This window comes from Rhodococcus jostii NBRC 16295 (assembly GCF_001894825.1).
GTDB lineage: Bacteria > Actinomycetota > Actinomycetes > Mycobacteriales > Mycobacteriaceae > Rhodococcus_F > Rhodococcus_F jostii.
Genome location: NZ_BCWY01000002.1, coordinates 115,924 through 132,678, shown reverse-complemented (window position 1 = coordinate 132,678; position 16,755 = coordinate 115,924). Strand labels below are relative to the sequence as shown.

General features: G+C 67.7%; 15 protein-coding genes. 3 read left to right on the top strand and 12 right to left on the bottom strand.

Features of this window, described 5'->3' with window-relative positions:
- Positions 1-44: 44 nt before the first annotated feature.
- Both RJ1_RS02100 and RJ1_RS02095 read right to left on the bottom strand, forming a co-directional pair.
- Entirely contained in the window at positions 45-1,253 is a 1,209-nt protein-coding gene (locus RJ1_RS02100; RefSeq protein ID WP_073358237.1) for a sensor domain-containing diguanylate cyclase, read from the bottom strand.
- 45 nt (positions 1,254-1,298) lie between these two features.
- The gene (locus RJ1_RS02095; protein ID WP_073358236.1) at positions 1,299-2,102 is read right to left on the bottom strand and encodes an alpha/beta fold hydrolase; all 804 of its coding nucleotides are present in this window, start codon (positions 2,100-2,102) and stop codon (positions 1,299-1,301) included.
- A 110-nt stretch (positions 2,103-2,212) separates the two neighbouring features.
- Here RJ1_RS02095 and RJ1_RS02090 point away from each other — a divergent pair, with 110 nt between their 5' ends.
- Entirely contained in the window at positions 2,213-3,148 is a 936-nt protein-coding gene (locus tag RJ1_RS02090) for a methionyl-tRNA formyltransferase (protein WP_073358235.1), read from the top strand.
- A gap of 90 nt (positions 3,149-3,238) precedes the next feature.
- Here RJ1_RS02090 and RJ1_RS02085 read toward each other — a convergent pair whose 3' ends face one another.
- Positions 3,239-4,987, bottom strand: coding sequence for an ABC transporter ATP-binding protein (locus tag RJ1_RS02085; protein ID WP_073358234.1), 1,749 nt, complete (start codon positions 4,985-4,987; stop codon positions 3,239-3,241).
- On the bottom strand, positions 4,984-6,687 hold the full coding sequence (locus RJ1_RS02080) for an ABC transporter ATP-binding protein (protein ID WP_073358233.1): 1,704 nt from the start codon (positions 6,685-6,687) through the stop codon (positions 4,984-4,986). The genes RJ1_RS02085 and RJ1_RS02080 overlap by 4 nt, the downstream gene beginning before the upstream one ends.
- 167 nt (positions 6,688-6,854) lie before the next feature.
- On the opposite strand from RJ1_RS02080, the gene RJ1_RS46650 reads away from it, so the two are divergent.
- Together RJ1_RS46650 and RJ1_RS02075 are read left to right on the top strand one after the other, a co-directional pair.
- Entirely contained in the window at positions 6,855-7,028 is a 174-nt protein-coding gene (locus RJ1_RS46650; protein WP_005244525.1) for a hypothetical protein, read from the top strand.
- A 33-nt stretch (positions 7,029-7,061) separates the two neighbouring features.
- Entirely contained in the window at positions 7,062-8,609 is a 1,548-nt protein-coding gene (locus RJ1_RS02075; RefSeq protein WP_073358232.1) for an alpha,alpha-trehalose-phosphate synthase (UDP-forming), read from the top strand.
- Here the strand turns inward: RJ1_RS02075 and RJ1_RS02070 are convergent.
- The 8 genes from RJ1_RS02070 to RJ1_RS02035 all read right to left on the bottom strand — a co-directional run bounded on the left by RJ1_RS02070 (position 8,579) and on the right by RJ1_RS02035 (position 16,754).
- Positions 8,579-9,589: an NAD-dependent epimerase/dehydratase family protein gene (locus tag RJ1_RS02070; RefSeq protein ID WP_073358231.1), complete on the bottom strand. Its 1,011-nt coding sequence runs from the start codon at positions 9,587-9,589 to the stop codon at positions 8,579-8,581. The two genes, RJ1_RS02075 and RJ1_RS02070, sit on opposite strands and share 31 nt — an antisense overlap.
- An 88-nt stretch (positions 9,590-9,677) precedes the next feature.
- Positions 9,678-10,502, bottom strand: a complete 825-nt coding sequence (locus RJ1_RS02065; protein ID WP_073358230.1) for a nuclear transport factor 2 family protein — start codon at positions 10,500-10,502, stop codon at positions 9,678-9,680.
- 2 nt (positions 10,503-10,504) lie between these two features.
- The gene (locus tag RJ1_RS02060) at positions 10,505-11,023 is read right to left on the bottom strand and encodes an Rv1363c family protein (protein WP_073358229.1); all 519 of its coding nucleotides are present in this window, start codon (positions 11,021-11,023) and stop codon (positions 10,505-10,507) included.
- Positions 11,020-11,775: an Rv1363c family protein gene (locus RJ1_RS02055; protein ID WP_073358228.1), complete on the bottom strand. Its 756-nt coding sequence runs from the start codon at positions 11,773-11,775 to the stop codon at positions 11,020-11,022. Before RJ1_RS02055 ends, RJ1_RS02060 begins: the two co-directional genes overlap by 4 nt.
- Complete coding sequence (locus RJ1_RS02050; protein WP_083400521.1) at positions 11,772-13,181, bottom strand: MCE family protein; 1,410 nt, start codon at positions 13,179-13,181, stop codon at positions 11,772-11,774. The genes RJ1_RS02055 and RJ1_RS02050 overlap by 4 nt, the downstream gene beginning before the upstream one ends.
- 2 nt (positions 13,182-13,183) lie before the next feature.
- Positions 13,184-14,413 (bottom strand): MCE family protein, encoded by a 1,230-nt coding sequence (locus tag RJ1_RS02045; protein ID WP_073358226.1) that lies wholly within the window; start codon positions 14,411-14,413, stop codon positions 13,184-13,186.
- Positions 14,410-15,702, bottom strand: coding sequence for an MCE family protein (locus RJ1_RS02040; RefSeq protein ID WP_073358225.1), 1,293 nt, complete (start codon positions 15,700-15,702; stop codon positions 14,410-14,412). The genes RJ1_RS02045 and RJ1_RS02040 overlap by 4 nt, the downstream gene beginning before the upstream one ends.
- On the bottom strand, positions 15,699-16,754 hold the full coding sequence (locus tag RJ1_RS02035) for an MCE family protein (RefSeq protein WP_073358224.1): 1,056 nt from the start codon (positions 16,752-16,754) through the stop codon (positions 15,699-15,701). Before RJ1_RS02035 ends, RJ1_RS02040 begins: the two co-directional genes overlap by 4 nt.
- Between the last annotated feature and the right edge of the window lies 1 nt (position 16,755).

Below are 16,755 nucleotides of genomic sequence, written 5' to 3'. Positions count from 1 at the left end.
GATTGGGCGCCAGGAGCGCCGAAATGGGGATTGGGAGACATGCCCTATGTCGTCTGTGCATGCCAGACGGCAGTGTTGCCCCCGAGTCGCTTCGCGGCGTAGAGGGCGGTGTCGGCATGGTGGAGCAACTCGTCGACCGTGTGAGCCGACGTACTGCGGGCCATCCCCACGCTGATAGTCACGACGAGCAGTTCGTCGCCGACGTCGATCGGCGTCGTGATCGACGAGACCATCAGGGTCACCACCTTCTCGACGTCGATGTCGCCGGCCTCGGGGAGGATCGCCACGAACTCGTCACCACCGAGCCGTCCCACCACGGCAGGGGCCCGCATCGCGCGGGACAGGTGCTCCGACACCGCCTGCAGGATGCGATCGCCGACGCGTTGTCCCCTCGTGTCGTTGACGTCCTTGAACCCGTCGACGTCGAGGAACATGACCACAGCCGGACCGGCGCCGGGCTCGACGAGCCGCTGCAGGTGCTCGGTGATCGCGGCGCGATTGAGCAGTCCGGTGAGACTGTCGTGCCTCGCCTCGTGGAGAAGGAGAGCGTGCGCCTCGTCCGCCTGCTGCTGGGCGGTGACCTCCGCGGTCACGTCCCGGAAATGCACGACGAGCGCGCCGGAATCGGCCGCGGCGGTCACCTCGATCGTCGTGCCGGGCGAATACAACGAGTCGACCCGGGTCTGATGCTCCCGCCCGGTGGCGAGAACCTTGCGACACAGTGCGTCGAAGTAGCTGCCCCGAGTTTCGGGAAGAACGTCGGTGACGACCCGGCCGAGCATCTCGTCCCGGGACCGCCGTACGTGCCGCAGGCAGCCGGAATTGACGTAGATGATCCGGAGGTCCTCGTCGAGGGCCATGAACCCCAGACCGACCCGGTCGAGCAACGACGCGAGTTGCGCGTCCTGGCCGGTGAGATGTCCGAGTTCGATGACCACGCCCGTCAGCTCCGCAGGAACGCCGGACTCGTCGACGGTGACGTCGATGCTGCGGGTGAGGATGTAGCGGGTCGACCGGTCCGGCAGCACGATCCGGAAGACGCATTCGGCACCGACCGACCCGGCCGTGTCGCCGAACATTCGCCGGACCACGTCGATGTCGTCGGGATGCACGCGCTCCCGCCACTGCAGGAGGGGCGGCAGGGAGCCGTCGTCACCGAAGATGGCAGCGGCCTTCGCGTCCCACCACAACACTCGATTCACGATGTCGTACCGGACGATGCCCACCCCGAGACGCGGGTTACCCGACGCCATCAGAACCTCGCCGTCACCGTGATCGCCCCCAGCCGCTCGGAACTGTCAGTTGGCGAGGAATTCGAGCAGTACCTTGTTCACCACTTCGGGCTGTTCGAGGTAGCCGTAGTGCCCCACGTCGGGGATCTCGTAGTAGCGGGCCGACGGAATCGACTCGGCCACTTCGCGGGAGAGATACGGCGGAATCATCCGGTCGTCGGCGAAACCGATGGACAGGCACGGCGTCGTGATCGCTCGGTAGGCCTGCCGCCGGTCGAAGCTGCGATCCATCTCCATCTGCGCGCGCACGCCGTCCGACGTCCGGCCGCCGCTGAATTCGAACAGGTCGAGCCAGTCGCGGGCCGTGTGCGGGTCGACGAGCGATGCGGGCGACAGGTTCATCACGGCGGTCACCGCCGCCCGGTACTTGGCCGGGAGTTCGACGCCGCTGTCGTGGAGGGCGCGCTCCCCCTCGGTGAGCGTCTGCTGGAAGTAGTCCATGCGGGCGTGACCGGCGAGGAAGGCCGCCTTGTGCACGAGATCGGGTCGGGACAGCGCAAGTTCCTGCGCGACACGGGCGCCCATCGAGGTGCCGACGACGCGGGCCGGTCCGCCGCCCAGGTGCTCGATCAACCCCGCCGTGTCCGCGACGAGGTCGTCCATGGTGATCCCGTCCACGCTCTCACCGGACGGCGCGATGCCGCGGTTGTCGAACGTGCAGACGCGGTAGCCGGCGTCGATGAGCGCAGGCGTCTGGTGCAGATCCCACACACGTCCCGGGCTACCTGTCCCCATGATGAGCACCACTAAATCGCCGGACCCCTTGACCTGGTAATTCAGGGGGATCCCGTTGATCGTGGCGATCGTCATGTTGCCTTCCTTCCATGGGCGGTCTCACCAAATTAGATTGGATAGCCTAAGCTGGCCTCGCTGCCGCTCTCGTGCGGCGTTGACCGACAAGCACGTCCAGGAGGACCGCGTTGAGAGTCGCCACACTCGGATATCAAACCTGGGGTCACCGTACCCTGCAGGCCCTGCTCGAGTCCGACCATGAGGTCGTGCTCGCGATCACTCACCCCAAGAGTGATCACGTCTACGAGCAGATGTGGGCGGACTCCGTCGCCGATCTGGCCACCGAGCACGGGGTGCCCGTGCACATCGCCACCAAACCGGACGAGGACTTCAAGGCCGCATTGAAGCAGGCCGACCCCGACATCGTCGTCGCCAACAATTGGCGCACGTGGCTGCCGCGGGACATCTTCGACTCGCCCCGCTACGGCACCCTCAACATTCACGATTCGCTCCTGCCCAAGTACACAGGATTCTCCCCGCTCATCTGGGCGCTCATCAACGGTGAGGAAGAAGTAGGCCTCACCGCGCACCTGATGGACGAGGAACTCGACGCCGGCGACATCGTTTTGCAGAGGTCGACGCCCGTCGGACCGACGGACACCGTCACCGATCTGTTCCACCGCACCGTCGACATGATCGGCCCGATCACCCTCGACGCACTCGAGCTGATCGCGTCCGGCCGCACGGACTGGACACCGCAGGACCGCTCGCAGGCCACGTTCTTCCACAAGCGTGCTCCCGAGGACAGCCTCATCGACTGGACGTGGCCCGCCGACGCGATCGAACGGCTCGTCCGCGCGCAGTCCGACCCGTACCCGAACGCCTTCACCCATTACAAGGGACAGCGTGTCCGGGTACTGAAGGCCGCCGTATCCGAAGGAAATTACGGTGGAACGCCCGGGCGTGTCTTCATCCACGAAGGCGACGGAATGGTGATCGTCGCCGGACCCGACGCCCGCACCGGCCGCAACAAGGGTCTCAAGATCCAGCGCGTCCGGCTCGACGACGGCACCGAACTCGACGGGACCGAGTTCTTCCCCCACGGGGGCGGTTACCTCAGCTGACCGGTCCGCCACCTGGACCACACGGGTGAATGTACCGTTCAACGCTTCGAAGGCGTTGAACGGTACATTCACCCGTTTTTGGGTGCGGCGCTACCGCCCCTCCCACGCCGACCACAGTTCCGCATACCTCCCGCCGGCGGCGACGAGCTCGGCGTGCGGGCCTTCCTCGACGATCCGGCCGTGTTCGAGGACCACCACCCGGTCCGCGGACGCCGCCTGCGTCAAACGGTGGGCCACCACCAACGTGGTCCGGCCGCGGGTCGCGGCCTCGGCCGACGCCTCCAATTCCCGCGCACCGGCGCTGCCGGCTTCGGCGGTCGCCTCGTCCAGGATCGCGACCGCCGGATTCGCGAGGACGAGCCGCGCGAGCGCCAGTTGCTGCGCCTGGGCTGCGGTCAGTTCGTGGCCGCCCTCCCCGACCACGGTCTGGACGCCGTGGTCCAATGCGGTCACCCAGACGTCGGCGCCGACGGCTTTCAACGCCATCGCCGCGTCCTCCTCGGACGCGTCGGGTGCCGCGAGCCGGAGGTCGTCGATCAGCGGTCCGGCGAACACGTGAACTTCCTGGCTGACGATGGCGACGCGGCGGCGGAGGTCGCCCGGTTCGAGGTCCGGCAGCGTGGTTCCGCCGATGCGCACCGAACCGGACGTCGGGACGATCGATCCGGCCGCGATCGCCGCGACCGTCGTCTTGCCCGCCCCGGTCGAGCCGACGAGGGCGACCCGTTCCCCGCTCTTCACGTGCAGGCTGATGCCGTGCACCACCTCGTGGCTGCCGTCGTACGAATGCCGGACGCCGGCGAGTTCGAGCGTCGAGTCCGTGGTCTCCCGCACGGCAGCGCTCCCGGTGCTCGATTCGTCCGGGAGGTCGACGACACCGACGAGCCGCGCGAGGCTCGCGCCCGCCGACTGCACCTCGTCGAACGTGTACATCAGCATGCCGATCGGATTGAACAGCCGGTGGAAGAGCAGTGCGGCGGTGGTGGTCTGCCCGACGGTGACGATGTCGGCGTTCACGAGTGCGAACCCGGCCGCGAGGATGGTGGCGAGCCCCACGAACTCGGCCCGGTTTCCGCGCCCCGCGAATCGGGTGAACAGCCCGAAGACGCCGACGGACAGGTCGCGTGCCTTCTCCGACGCACCGTTGATCTGCCCCAGATGACTGTCTTCCAGACCGTAGGCGCGCACCGTTCGGGCACCCTGCATGCTGCTGATCAGGGCCTGCGAACGCTCCCCCATCGCGACGCGTTCGGCGGCGTACACCGGCGCGGACCGCGGCAGGTACCAGCGCATCGCGAGCGCGTACATCGGCAGCGCCACCATGCCGGCGAGTCCGAGTCGCCAGTCGATGCCGAGCATCGTGACCATGCTCAGTACCACGAGCAGCACGGCGGTGACGAGGTTGGGGACCACGTCGGTGACGGCCTTGCCGATCACCGCGACGTCGTCGCCGACCCGCGACAGCAGGTCGCCCTTCCCCACGCGTTCGACGGTCTGGATCGGCAACCGGAGCGCTCGGTCGACGGTGCGCTCGCGCAGATTCGCCAGGATTCCCTCGCCGAGACTGCGGATGAGGAACGACGCGAACCCGGCGCACACGCCGCCGATCACCGCGGCGGAGGCGATCACGGCGACCACCCATCCGATGGTGGACGGCGGCGCCCCCTCCTGCACGCGGTCGACGAGGACGCCGAACACGTAGACGGGTACGAGGGCCATGCCCGCTGCGACGGCCGCCACCAGCAGGGTGAAGGCGCTCCGGCCCCGGCGGCGTCCCAGTTCGGACTTCAGCCAGCCCCACGTGTCGCGCGCGTCCGCGATGGGCAGCAGTTCACTCATCGCAGGACCGCCTGACGGTAGTTCGCGTCCTGGGTCGCCAGTTGCGAGTGTGTGCCCTCGCCGACGACCGTGCCCTCGTCGAGCACGACGACTCGGTCGGTCACCGACAGCAGCGCGGGGCTGCTCGTGATGAGGATGGTCGTGTGGGCTCGGGTGGAGCCGCGGTGCCGCAGGTCGGCGATGCCGCCGGCGATCGTGTGTTCGGTGACGGCGTCGACGGCCGTCGTCGGGTCGTGCAACACCATCACCGGCGACTGCGCCACCAGGGCGCGCGCGAGGGCCACCCGTTGCCGCTGGCCGCCGGACAAAGACGACCCGCGGTCGGCGACGTCGTGGTCGAGCCCCTCCGGGTGTGCTTCCACGACGTCGACCGCCGCGGATGCGGAGAGCGCCGCTTGCACCTCGGACGCCGTCGCGCCGGGCCGGCCCGCGGTCACGTTCGACGCGACGGTGCCGGAGAACAGATCACCGTTGTGCGGTTCGACGAGCAGTGCGCGGCGCGCCTGCGCGAGATCGGCGTCCGACAGCCGGACCCCGCCCATGGTCAGTTCCCCGTCGTAGCGGTCGGGCGGAACCTGCCCGGACAGCAGCGCGGCCAGCGCCTCGGCGTCCTGCGGGCGGTACGCGACGATGCCGAGCAGTTCGCCGGGCGTGACCCGCAGATCCACCGCGCTCAGCGACCGGTAGGACACCCCGGTCAGGCTGAGCTCGCTGCCGTCGAGCGTGCGGTCCGATCCGGCGGGGAGCAGCGGTTCCGCGTCCAGGACCAGGGCGAGGCGGTCCGCCGACGCGCGGGACAGGGCGAGGAATCCGGGCAGACCGGCCAGGACACCGAGCGGCTCGATGAAGAACTGGGACAGTCCGACGACGGTGATCAGCTCGCCGATGGTGATACGCCCCTCCAGGGCGAACCAGCCGGCGAAACCGGCGACACCGACGGCGAGCAGGGCGCTGACGGTCATCGACACCCCGGCGAAGACGGCCGAGCTCTTCGCCGTGTGGAGCGTCGCGCCGAGCGCGTCGCGGCTGGCCGCCCCGTATCGCCGCGACGCCGACACCTCCGCGCCGATCCCCCGCAGCGGCCGGAGCCCGCTCACCAGGTCCGTGGCCATGGCGGACGCCCGCGCGACCGCGGCCTGCTGGTCGGTGGCCCGGCGGGTGATCAGCGGCGCCGCGAGTTGGAGAAGTCCGAGGATGACGGGGGTGCCGATCAGCACGGCGAGCCCGAGCGGCACGTCGATCAGCAGCAGCGCGACGGCGGATCCGATCGCGGCCGTGAGGGCAGCGGCCGCGCGCGGTGCGATGTCGGCGATCCAGGCGGCGCGATCGGCGTCGGACGTCGACACGGACAGCAGCTCGCCGGCACGCAGGTCGGTGCGCACGCCGCGGGGGTCGAGAATGCGGTGCGCCACCTCCATCCGCAGCTGGTGCGCCTCGTTCTGCATCGCCACCACGATGAACCGCGCGCCGTACCGCCAGGCCGCCGTGAGCACCAGGAACAGCAGGGCCAGAGCGCACAGCCACACCGCGAGGGCGAAGACGTCCCCGGTCGCGACGGCCCGGTCGACGATCACGCCGATCGAGATCGGGACCAGCGTCTCGGCCACCTGATGCAGGCAGACCAGGACGGTGCCGATGCCCAGCCGGGCACGATTCCGCACCAGCGTGCGACGCAGAATTGCGGTGCCACCAGTCTTCACGCGCGTAACTCCCAACGCCGACGCTTCCCCACTCACCAACCAAGTAAGCAGACCCTAACTAGATGAACCCTAATCGATGGGCAACTAGCGTTGACATGCCCGGTTCTCATAGAGTCGCCGATACGAACTACTGCGCGTGACGCAGCAGCAAGCCCGAGAGGAAAAAGATGGCCGCGAAGACGACCGCCGAAAACGACATCGCGGACGAGGATCTCGAACCCCTAGCCGACGAGACCGCCCGCCAGGCGCAGCGCGTTGTCGCTGCATACGCCGAAGACGCCGACGAGTGCAGAATGCTGCTCTCGATGCTCGGAATCGGACCCACCACCAAGCTCGACTGAGAATTTCATCCACTTCGACTGCGAAGGAAGCCCGTGGCTGCCAGCTCGGAATCGTCAGCATCGTCATCACGCTCGACATCTGATCCTGTTTCCGGGCAAGCCGACTTCGTCGTCGTCGCGAACCGACTCCCCGTCGATCTCGAACGCCTTCCGGACGGCACCACCCGCTGGAAGCGCAGCCCCGGTGGCCTCGTCACCGCGCTCGAGCCGATCCTGCGCCGCAACAAGGGCGCATGGGTCGGCTGGGCGGGGGTCGCGGACGCCGAACTCGACCCGGTCGTCGAGGACGAGCTCGAGCTCTACCCCGTCCCGCTGAGCGCCGCGGAGATCGCCGACTACTACGAGGGCTTCTCCAACGCGACCCTGTGGCCGCTGTACCACGACGTGATCGTCAAACCCGAATACAACCGCGACTGGTGGAACGCGTACGTCGAGGTCAACCGGCGTTTCGCGGAGGCCACGTCGAAGGCGGCCGCGCACGGCGCCACCGTGTGGATCCAGGACTACCAGCTGCAGCTCGTCCCGAAGATGCTGCGCATGCTCCGCCCCGACCTCACCATCGGGTTCTTCCTGCACATTCCGTTCCCGCCGGTCGAACTGTTCATGCAGATGCCGTGGCGCACCGAGATCATCGAAGGTCTGCTCGGCGCCGACCTGATCGGATTCCACCTCCCGGGCGGCGCGCAGAACTTCCTCTACCTGGCCCGCAGGCTCGCCGGTCAGCAGACGTCCCGGGGCACCGTGGGCGTCCGCTCCAAGCTGGGCGTCGTGCAGGTGGGATTCCGCACCGTGCGCGTCGGCGCGTTTCCGATCTCCATCGACTCGGGCAAGCTGGACGAGCAATCCAGGTCCAAGTCGATCCGGGACCGCGCCAAGCAGATCCGCAAGGAACTGGGCAATCCCAAACACATCATGCTGGGCGTCGACCGCCTCGATTACACGAAGGGCATCGACGTCCGCCTCGCCGCGCTGCACGAACTGCTCGACGAGCATCGCATCGATCCCTCCGAGACGGTGATGGTGCAGTTGGCCACGCCGAGCCGCGAACGGGTCGACAGCTACGTGCAGATGCGCGACGACATCGAACGCAAGGTGTCGCGGATCAACGGCGAGTACAGCGAGGTCGGCCGGCCGGTGGTGCACTACCTGCATCGGCCGATCCCCCGCGACGAGCTGATCGCCTTCTTCGTCGCCGCCGACGTCATGCTCGTGACGCCACTCCGCGACGGCATGAACCTCGTCGCCAAGGAGTACGTGGCGTGCCGCAGCGATCTCGGCGGTGCCCTGCTGCTCAGCGAGTTCACCGGCGCGGCCGCCGAACTGCGCCAGGCGTTCCTGTGCAATCCACACGACCTCGACAGCGTCAAGGACGCGATGGAACAAGCCCTCGAGCAGCCGAAGGAGGACGGCCGACGCCACATGCGCGCCCTGCGCAGGCAGGTGCTCGCTCACGACGTCGACCGGTGGGCCAAGTCGTTCCTCGACGCGCTCGCGCACGGCGGAGCCGCAGGGCCGGCGCTGATCGCTCCCGCCGAGGCCTCCGAGTCCGACTACGACGAGGACGCCACCGGGGAGAACTGATCTCCACGGCCCAGCTGGCCGGACGTCACCAGGAAGGCGACGAAGTCGCGGATCGTCTCGTCGGCCGGGCGCGGAACGTAGCCGAGTTCCGACCGCGCCTTGGTGCCGTCGACAACGGGCGCCGCGAGCAGCGCCGACATCGCCGACCGCGACAGCACGTCGGAGCCGAACCGCGCCCCGATCGGTTCGGCGATCGGCAGCACCCGCTCGATGACGCTGAGCGGGAACGAGTACAGCGGCCCCCGACGGCCCGCCGCACGCGCTGCCCTTCTCACGGCATCGTGCATGCCGAGCATGTGCCCGGAGATCAGGTAGTTCTCCCCGGTGCGCCCCTTCTCCCCGGCGGCGATCAGGCCGGCGGCGACGTCGCGGACGTCGACGAAGTCGAACCCACCCTGCACCGCGGCGGGGACCCTGCCGCGAGCAGCGTTGCGCAGCAAGGCATTCACGCGGGACAGTCCGTGGTCGACGGGCCCGTACACGCCGGTGGGGTTACAGATGACCGCGTCGAGTCCGGTCTCGATCACGTCGCGCAGTTCGAGTTCGCCGGCCCATTTCGACCTGTCGTACACCGGGATCGATGCGTCGACGGAGCGGGGCGAGTTCTCGTCGAGCGTTCCGCCGCAACTGCTCTGATCGAACGAGTGCACGGAACTGCAATGCACCATCCGCCGAACACCCACTGCGAGAGCAGCTTCGGCGACGGTCCGGACTCCCTTGGTGTTGACGGTCCAGGCCTGATCGTCCTTCTGGGCGAGGGTGATCATCGCGACCAGGTGGTAGACCACGTCGGCTCCGTCCAGCGCCCGCTTCATGGATTCGACGTCGAGCACGTCGGCGTTCACCCAGGTGACCCCGTATTCGGGTGCGTACCGGGAACGCACGCGGTCGATCGCGGTCACCTCATGCCCCGCCTCGACCAACAGATTCAGCAGGTTGTTGCCCACGAATCCCGCGGCGCCGGTTACTGCAACCTTCATCGACGACTCCCCATTCGGTTGTGGCCCCGTGACGCAACGCGGTGCGTCGGCGATCGGCCCGGAGAACCCGAGAGTACTAGAACTTGTTTCATTTTGGGAAGGGGCCGACCTGCTCGACGTACATCCGCACCCGCGAGATCTCGTGGGACCGCGGCGTGAACTCGATCAGCGCCACACCCTCCCACGAAGCCGCGCGGACGGATGCAGTCACCGTGCGTCCCGCCACGATCATCTTGTTCCACCGCAGTTCACGCAGGGCATTGGCGAAGTCGTCCACTGAGAGGGGGGTGCCCGCAGGCAGTTCGAGGGTGGCACCGCGGGCGAGCCGGGCCGACACCGCGGCGAAATCCTGCCGGCGCACGGCGACCAGGAATCCGATGGCCGCGTTCCGCCCCGGGCGCCCGACCGTCCGCAGACCGCGCATGAAACCTGTTGCACCCGGAACGCCTTGATTCGAGAGGAGTTGCGGCCCCAGCTTCGCCGACGCCGCTGCGCCCCGCCAGCCTGCCCTGGCCAGCTGGCCGATCATCCCCGGGAGCTCCCAGTGCGCATACAAGCGGTCCAGGCTCACGCCGTGTACCTCCGCGACGAGGTCGTAGCGGAGGTGCATCGGGACAGTCAGCACCACACCCGTCGACATCCGCGTCTCGAGTTCGAGGTCACGGACGACGGACATCCCGCAGACCACGTCCCGCGTCACGTGGAAGGTGATCGTGTTGGGCGCGATGAACGTGTCGTAGAACTTCTCGATGGCCGCCCTGCCGACGTGCGGTCGCGAGCCGACCGGGTCGTTGACGCGGGCGCCGTCCGAGAACAGCCCCACCCACGCGGCCCGGTCGTGAACCGCCACGGCAGCGGGTGAACGGCCGACTGCGGCAAGCAGTTCCGCCACGGTCGGCGCCGGTTCGGCCACGGCTACACCGGTGTCAGCTGATCGACGAGCCAGCGGTCGTCCACCTTCTGCAGCGACACCCGCACCCTGCTGCCCGACGTACGGGCGTCCGGGGCCTCGGCACTGGTCGTGGTCTGGTTCAGGTACAGCAGCACCACCGCCTCGTCGGGTGTGGTCGACACGGGCGCGGCGGCCTGCACCGACACCTGCACGGTGAGTTGCTTCTCCTTGGCACCCGGAGCGATGGTCTCCTGTACCAGGGTGGTGTAGTCGTCGCGGAACGAACCGGTGAGTCCGTCTGCGGCAGCGGCCAACTGGTTGTCGACGTCGGCGAAGTCGTACGCCAGCATCGCGACCGCCTGCTTGCCCGCCGCGTCGACGGCCTCGGTGCGTGCCTGCTCCGCCAGCTGATCCTGCCGGTGGCCGTACCAGAGGAAGCCCACCCCGACGGCGAGGGCAACCACCACGACCGCGGCGGCGATCTTCAGCGCTGTTCCCTTGGTGATCGCGAACTTTCGCTTGCCTTCATTGTTCTCGCTCATGGGACGAACTCCACCTTCGATGCGGTCAACTTGCCGTCGACGTCGCTGATCGTCACCCGCATCCGGAAGTCTCGCGGTGAGGGGTCCGGCTGTTCCTTGCTGCTCACCATCGTCCGCGCGGCCACGAGCACGTTCGCCGAGATCGACGTCTCGCTCCCGTTCTCGACGCCCGCCTCGACGACCTCACCCTCGGTGGTCACGTTCGCGTCCTGGACGACACCGACGAAGGGATCCTCCCGGCCCTCGAACTCCTGGAGGAACTGCCCCGACGCTCCGGCGATGATCCGGTCGACGTCTTCCTTCGCGGTCTCGGGATGGATGGTGGTCAGGTTGAGCACCGTCTGCCGGGCGGTGTCGACGTAGGCCTGCCTGCGATCGTCCCGCTCGCGTGCGGACCGCTGGTCGAGCAGCAGCACCACCGCCGCGGCGACCAGCGCGACGATGACCACCGCGGTAACGCCCCACGCGAGCAACGACTTCAGGGGTCGACGCTGCTTCGGTGCACCGGGCGCCGGAGCGTCCGACGCGGGCTCCGGGGACGCAGCCTTCGTCGTCGAGACCTTGTCCGGCGCGGGTTGGGCGTCGGCATCTCCCGGCTTTGCGAGGACCACCGGCTTCGGGGCCTCCGTCTCTCCCACCGGTGGGCCCGCGTGCCGGACGGCTCTTCGCCTGCTCCGCTCCTTCCCGGCGGGTGCCTGCTCGGCCGCCTGCTCCGCGGAGTCGGTTGCGCGTTCGTCTGTGCTGGAACTCAAATCTGCTGACCTGTCATCATCGTCTGCCACGTCGAGTCCTTCCCCCGCACCGCCAGATCCGGTTGGGTGTACGTCTTTCCATCCGAACCAATGAAGCTACCGGTGGCCGGGTCGTAGGGCACGGCCGCGACCGGTGCACCCGCGGCGCCTTCGTAGGAACTCGGAACGGCTGTGTACGAGGGTACATCCGGCGGCATGATGGGCCCGTACGGCGGGTTGTTGCCCGTCGCCTCCCAGCCCTCGCGGCACGCCTCGACGGTCGGTGCGCGACGCCCGGGGAATTCCATGCACGGCAGGTTCCGCGCACCACGGACCACGGACGGGTCGTCCGGGGCTGCCTTGCAGTACAGGTCGTTCGGGGTGGCGATCGGGTCGGTCTGATCGCCGGACCGGCGTTGCTCGGGGGGCAGGAATCCGGTCGTGCACGCGGGCGGGTCGTGCAACTGCAGTGCGAAGTCGACGATCGCGCCGTCCTCCACCGGTCCGCCCTTCGCCGCGGTCACCAGCGCGGCCGTCAGGGGTGGGTAGATGACGAGGACCTGCTCGATGCTCTTGTTGTAGATCACCCCGACCTGGGCGACGCTCACCAGATTCCGCAGCAGGATCGGCAGCGTCGGCTGCAGGTCCTGGAACAACTGGGTGGCCTCCTGCGCCGCTCCCGGCCCCTTCTCCAACACCGACCGCAGATTCGGGTCACTCGCCCGCAACTGGTCGGTGAACGTCACGAGGTCCCGGGTCCACGACCGGATCGCGTCGCTGCTCACCGTCTGGGTGTCGAGCAGCGGGCCGACCTGATCGATGAGAGCCTTGGTCGCGTCGCTGTTGGCGTCCGCCTCCTCGACGAACAACCGGGCCGAGTCGATGAGCCTCTGCAGGTCGGGTCCGGATCCGTTGAACGCGGTGAACGCCTCGTCGACCACCGTCTGCAACCTCGTGTCCGAGATGCTCGCGAGCAGTTCGTCCGCCTGGTCGAGCATCTCGCCGACGTCCTGCGGAATGCTGGCGCGATCCAACGGAATCACGTCGCCGTTCGCGAGGTACGGTCCGTCGGCCTCGGCGGCGCCGTCCCGGGGAATCAGATCGACGTACTGCTCACCGACCGCCGACACGCTCTTGACGGCGGCGTCCACGTCGGCCGGGATCTTGTAGTCGCTGTCGAGCGACATCTTCGCTTCGACGCCGTCCGCCGTGAGCGCGACGTTCTCGACGACACCGATGTTGGTGCCGCGGTACGCGACGTTGGCGTGGGGGTAGAGCCCACCGGTGGACGGCAATCGGACACTCACCTCGTAGCGTCCGACGCCGAACAGCACCGGCACCTTCACATACTGGATCGACATCACCACCAGTCCGATGACGGTGAGTATCGAGAAGATGACGAGCTGAATGCGAACGAATCTGGTCATTCTCACGGTGTCGGCGCCCCTCCCAGTTGCGGCGGAAGGCCGGGTATCTGCGGTAGTCCGGGTATCTGTGGCAGTCCCGGAATCACCGGCGGCGCCGGTGCCGGCTTCGGAGCCGGCTGCAGGGGTGACTGCAGCGGATCGCCCGACTGTCCGGCCACGCCGGCGAGTGATCCCACCGCGCCCTCGACGCCGCCGAGTGATCCCCCGAGGCCGGTTCCGGTCAGGAAGTTGTTGTCGACGCGCGCGTTGGTGAGGTCGATCGTCATCATGAGGTTCGCGTAGTCACCCTGGATCGCCTTGTCCATCGTCTTCATCGGGAAGGGATACGTGAGCATCAGGGTCAGGACTTCGGTCAGTGCGCTCCCCGAGTTGGCCAGCTCGCGCAGCACGGGGGTGAGGTTGCGGAGATTCGCCTTCAGTTCCTCGCCGCTGCTCTCGACGAGGCGGGTCGCGGTGTCGCTGAGCTTGCCCACCTCGACCAGTGCGGTGGTGAGGTTCTGACGCTGGTCGACGAGCACGTCCAGCGCCGGCGGGATGCCGTCCAGCGCCGCGTCGAGGGTGGCCTTCTGCTCGTTGACGGTGCCCGACAACCGGTCGAGCCCCTCCATCGCACCGATGATGTCTCCGCGCTGCTGATCGAGGCTGGTGACGAGCTGGTCGAGCCGCGGCAGAAGGTCCCGGATCGAGTCCTCGCGGCCACCCAGTGCGGCGTTGAGCTCGAGGGTGATGTCGTGAATCTGGGCGATGCCGCCACCGTTGAGCACCACCGACAACGACGACAGCGTCTGTTCGGTGGTCGGGTAGGCGCCCGCCCGCTCGATGGGGATGACGTCGCCGTCCTCGAGCGTGCCTTCGGGCTCGGTGTCGGTCGGCGGAGCCAGTTCGAGGTGCTGTGAGCCGAGGAGGCTGGTCTGGCCGATCTTGGCGGTCGCGTTGGCGGGCAGTTGGACGTCGCCGTTGATCGAGACGGTGACCAGGGCGTGCCAGTCCTGCACCTCGATACCCGTCACCGCTCCCACCGTCACGTCATTCACCCGCACCGGCGAGTTCTGCGACAGCGTCGTCACATTGGGCATCTGGATCTCCACGGTGTAGGCGTCGTCGCCCTGCCCCTCGGTACCGGGCAGCGGGAGTGAGTTCAACCCTTCCCACTCGCACCCGGTGAGTGTCAGGGACAGCGTGATCGCCACCGCCGCGATGCCGCCGCGGCGTGCCCGTGTGCGCTTCGTCATCGCCCACCTCCCGGCTGCAGCAGATCGTTCAGGTCTCTCGGCACGTCCACCGTGGGCATCCCGGCGAGGGTGCCGGTCACCGGCGGCGCAGACCGCGGCGGAACCGAACCTTCCAAACTCGGCGGGCTGTACTCGATCTGGTCCGGGAACGCATTCACACCCGTGGTCGGGTTGGTGAGGATGGGCAGGTAGTTCATCGTCAGCGAGTTCAGGACCGGCGACAGGTACTGGGTACACAGGTCCGCACTTCGATTCGCCTCGTTGGCCTGCAGGCTCTGGATGGCACCGCACATGAAGTTCACGGGATTGCCGAAGTTCGACATGGCGACAGCACCGACGAGTGAGCCCTGCGCGGGCTTGTAGATGTTGCTGAAGTTCGCCAGCGCGGTGGGCGCGACGTGGAGAACCTGCTCGATCTGCGGCCTCTTGTCGGCGAGCACCTGAGTGGCGTCGGCCAGCCGGCCGACCTGCTCGCTGAGACTCGCCCGGTTCTCCACCACGAACCGGTTGACGTCACCGAGGGCGATGTCGAGATCGTTCAGCGCCGTCCCGAGTTCGTCGGAGTTGGTGGCGAGCATGTTCGACACCGACGCGAGCCGGCCCTCGAACTGGACGATCTGCTCGTTGCTCGACGACAGCGCGGCCACGAACGTCTGCAGGTTGCGGATGGTGGAGAAGAGGTCGGTCCGGCCGTCGGACAGCGTCCGCATGGTCTCCGACAGCTCGCGCAACGTGTTCCGCAACGATTCGCCGTTGCCGTCGAGGTTGGCTGCGGCGGTGTCGATGAACGTGCCGAGGGAGCCCTGCGGGTCCGCCCCCTGCGGGCCGAGCGCCTCCGACAGTTTGTTCAGCTCGGTCTTGATCTCGTCCCACTCCACCGGCACCGCGGTGCGCTCGATCGGGATGCTCGCACCGTCGCCCATGGTGGGCCCACCGGCGTACACGGGGGTCAGCTGGACGAATCGTCCCGACACCAGGCTGGGCGCGACGATGACGGCCTTGGCGTCGGCGGGAATCTCGACGCTCTTCTTCACGTTCATCGTGACCCGGGCGAAGTCGGCACCGGGTTCGATCGAGTCGATCGTGCCCACCTTCACGCCGAGGACGCGGACGTCGTCACCCGAATACAGTCCCGTCGTCGTGGGGAAGTACGCGGTGATCGTGTTCTGGAACAGTTTGGGCACGAACATCACAGCGGCGCCGACGACCAGCACCACCACGACTGCGGCGATGCCTCCGCGGATCAGCCACTTCTTCCGCGTGTTGGTGATTTCCGGGTTCGTCGTCATCGCGGCGGTTCCCTCAGCTCGATGGACGGACCTGTCTGCAGGTAGGCCTGGAGGTCGTTGGGCAGATGCTCCGGCCAGGTCACGGCGTCGCTCAAACCCTGGAACAGATTGCCGATGCCGATGTTGTAGACGTAGGCCATGAAGAACGGTCCGCTGCCGACCGACTCCCCGAGCTGGGTGGCGTACGGGGCGAGACCGTCGAGGGCCTGCGAGATGTTGTCCTTGTTCCGCTGCAGGATGTCGACCACCGAGTTCAGCTTGTCGAGCGTCGGTTTCATCTGCTCCTCGTTGTCCTGGACCAGACCCGTCAGCTGCTGGGACACCGCGGAGATGTTGACGATCAACTGACTGATCGCCGCGCGGCGACGGTCGAGCTCACCGAACAGCTGGTTCCCATCGACGATGAGCGAGTTGATCTGCCCGCTGCGCTCGGCGAGGATTCCCGTCACGTTCTCGGCACGCGAGAGCAGCTGCCTCAGGCTCTCGTCTCGCGAATTGATGCTCTCCGACAACCGGGTCAGGCCGTCGAGTGCGGTGCGCAGTTCGGGTGGCGTGTTCTCGAGCGCGCCGGACATCGCGTTCAACGCGTTGTTGACCTCGTCGGTGTCGAGTTGGGACACGGTGGTGGACAGGTCGCCGAGTGCGTCGTTGAGCGAATACGGAGAGTTGGTGCGTTCCAACGGAATCGTCGATCCCACCCGCATCGTGTCGTGCCCGAGCGGGGTGACGGCGAGGGACTTACGTCCGAGAACGGTGTTGGTCTTGATGTTCGCCTCGGTGGCGTCGCCGAGTGCGATGCCGTCCTCGATCGAGAACGTGACGAGCACGTTCTGATCGTCGAGTTCGACGTCGGCGACCTTCCCGACGTCGACACCGGCAAGTGTCACCGTGTCACCCGCCATGAGGCCGCCCGCGTCGTCGAACACGGCGGAGTACTGCGTTCCACCCGAGAGGAATTGCAGCTGATCGTATTGCAGGGTCGCGATCACGATCATGCTCGCGATGGCGACACCGATGATGCCTACCTGTACGGGATTGCGTTCGCTCTTCATG

What these genes read in the sequence shown, in the direction of transcription:
- RJ1_RS02040 (WP_073358225.1), bottom strand. Translation starts at nt 15,702, where the DNA reads ATGACGACGAACCCGGAAATCACCAACACGCGGAAGAAGTGGCTGATC.
- RJ1_RS02060 (WP_073358229.1), bottom strand. Translation starts at nt 11,023, where the DNA reads ATGAGCGAGAACAATGAAGGCAAGCGAAAGTTCGCGATCACCAAGGGA.
- RJ1_RS02085 (WP_073358234.1), bottom strand. Translation starts at nt 4,987, where the DNA reads ATGAGTGAACTGCTGCCCATCGCGGACGCGCGCGACACGTGGGGCTGG.
- RJ1_RS02035 (WP_073358224.1), bottom strand. Translation starts at nt 16,754, where the DNA reads ATGAAGAGCGAACGCAATCCCGTACAGGTAGGCATCATCGGTGTCGCC.
- RJ1_RS02100 (WP_073358237.1), bottom strand. Translation starts at nt 1,253, where the DNA reads ATGGCGTCGGGTAACCCGCGTCTCGGGGTGGGCATCGTCCGGTACGAC.
- RJ1_RS02045 (WP_073358226.1), bottom strand. Translation starts at nt 14,413, where the DNA reads ATGACGAAGCGCACACGGGCACGCCGCGGCGGCATCGCGGCGGTGGCG.
- RJ1_RS02050 (WP_083400521.1), bottom strand. Translation starts at nt 13,181, where the DNA reads ATGACCAGATTCGTTCGCATTCAGCTCGTCATCTTCTCGATACTCACC.
- RJ1_RS02070 (WP_073358231.1), bottom strand. Translation starts at nt 9,589, where the DNA reads ATGAAGGTTGCAGTAACCGGCGCCGCGGGATTCGTGGGCAACAACCTG.
- RJ1_RS02095 (WP_073358236.1), bottom strand. Translation starts at nt 2,102, where the DNA reads ATGACGATCGCCACGATCAACGGGATCCCCCTGAATTACCAGGTCAAG.
- RJ1_RS46650 (WP_005244525.1), top strand. Translation starts at nt 6,855, where the DNA reads ATGGCCGCGAAGACGACCGCCGAAAACGACATCGCGGACGAGGATCTC.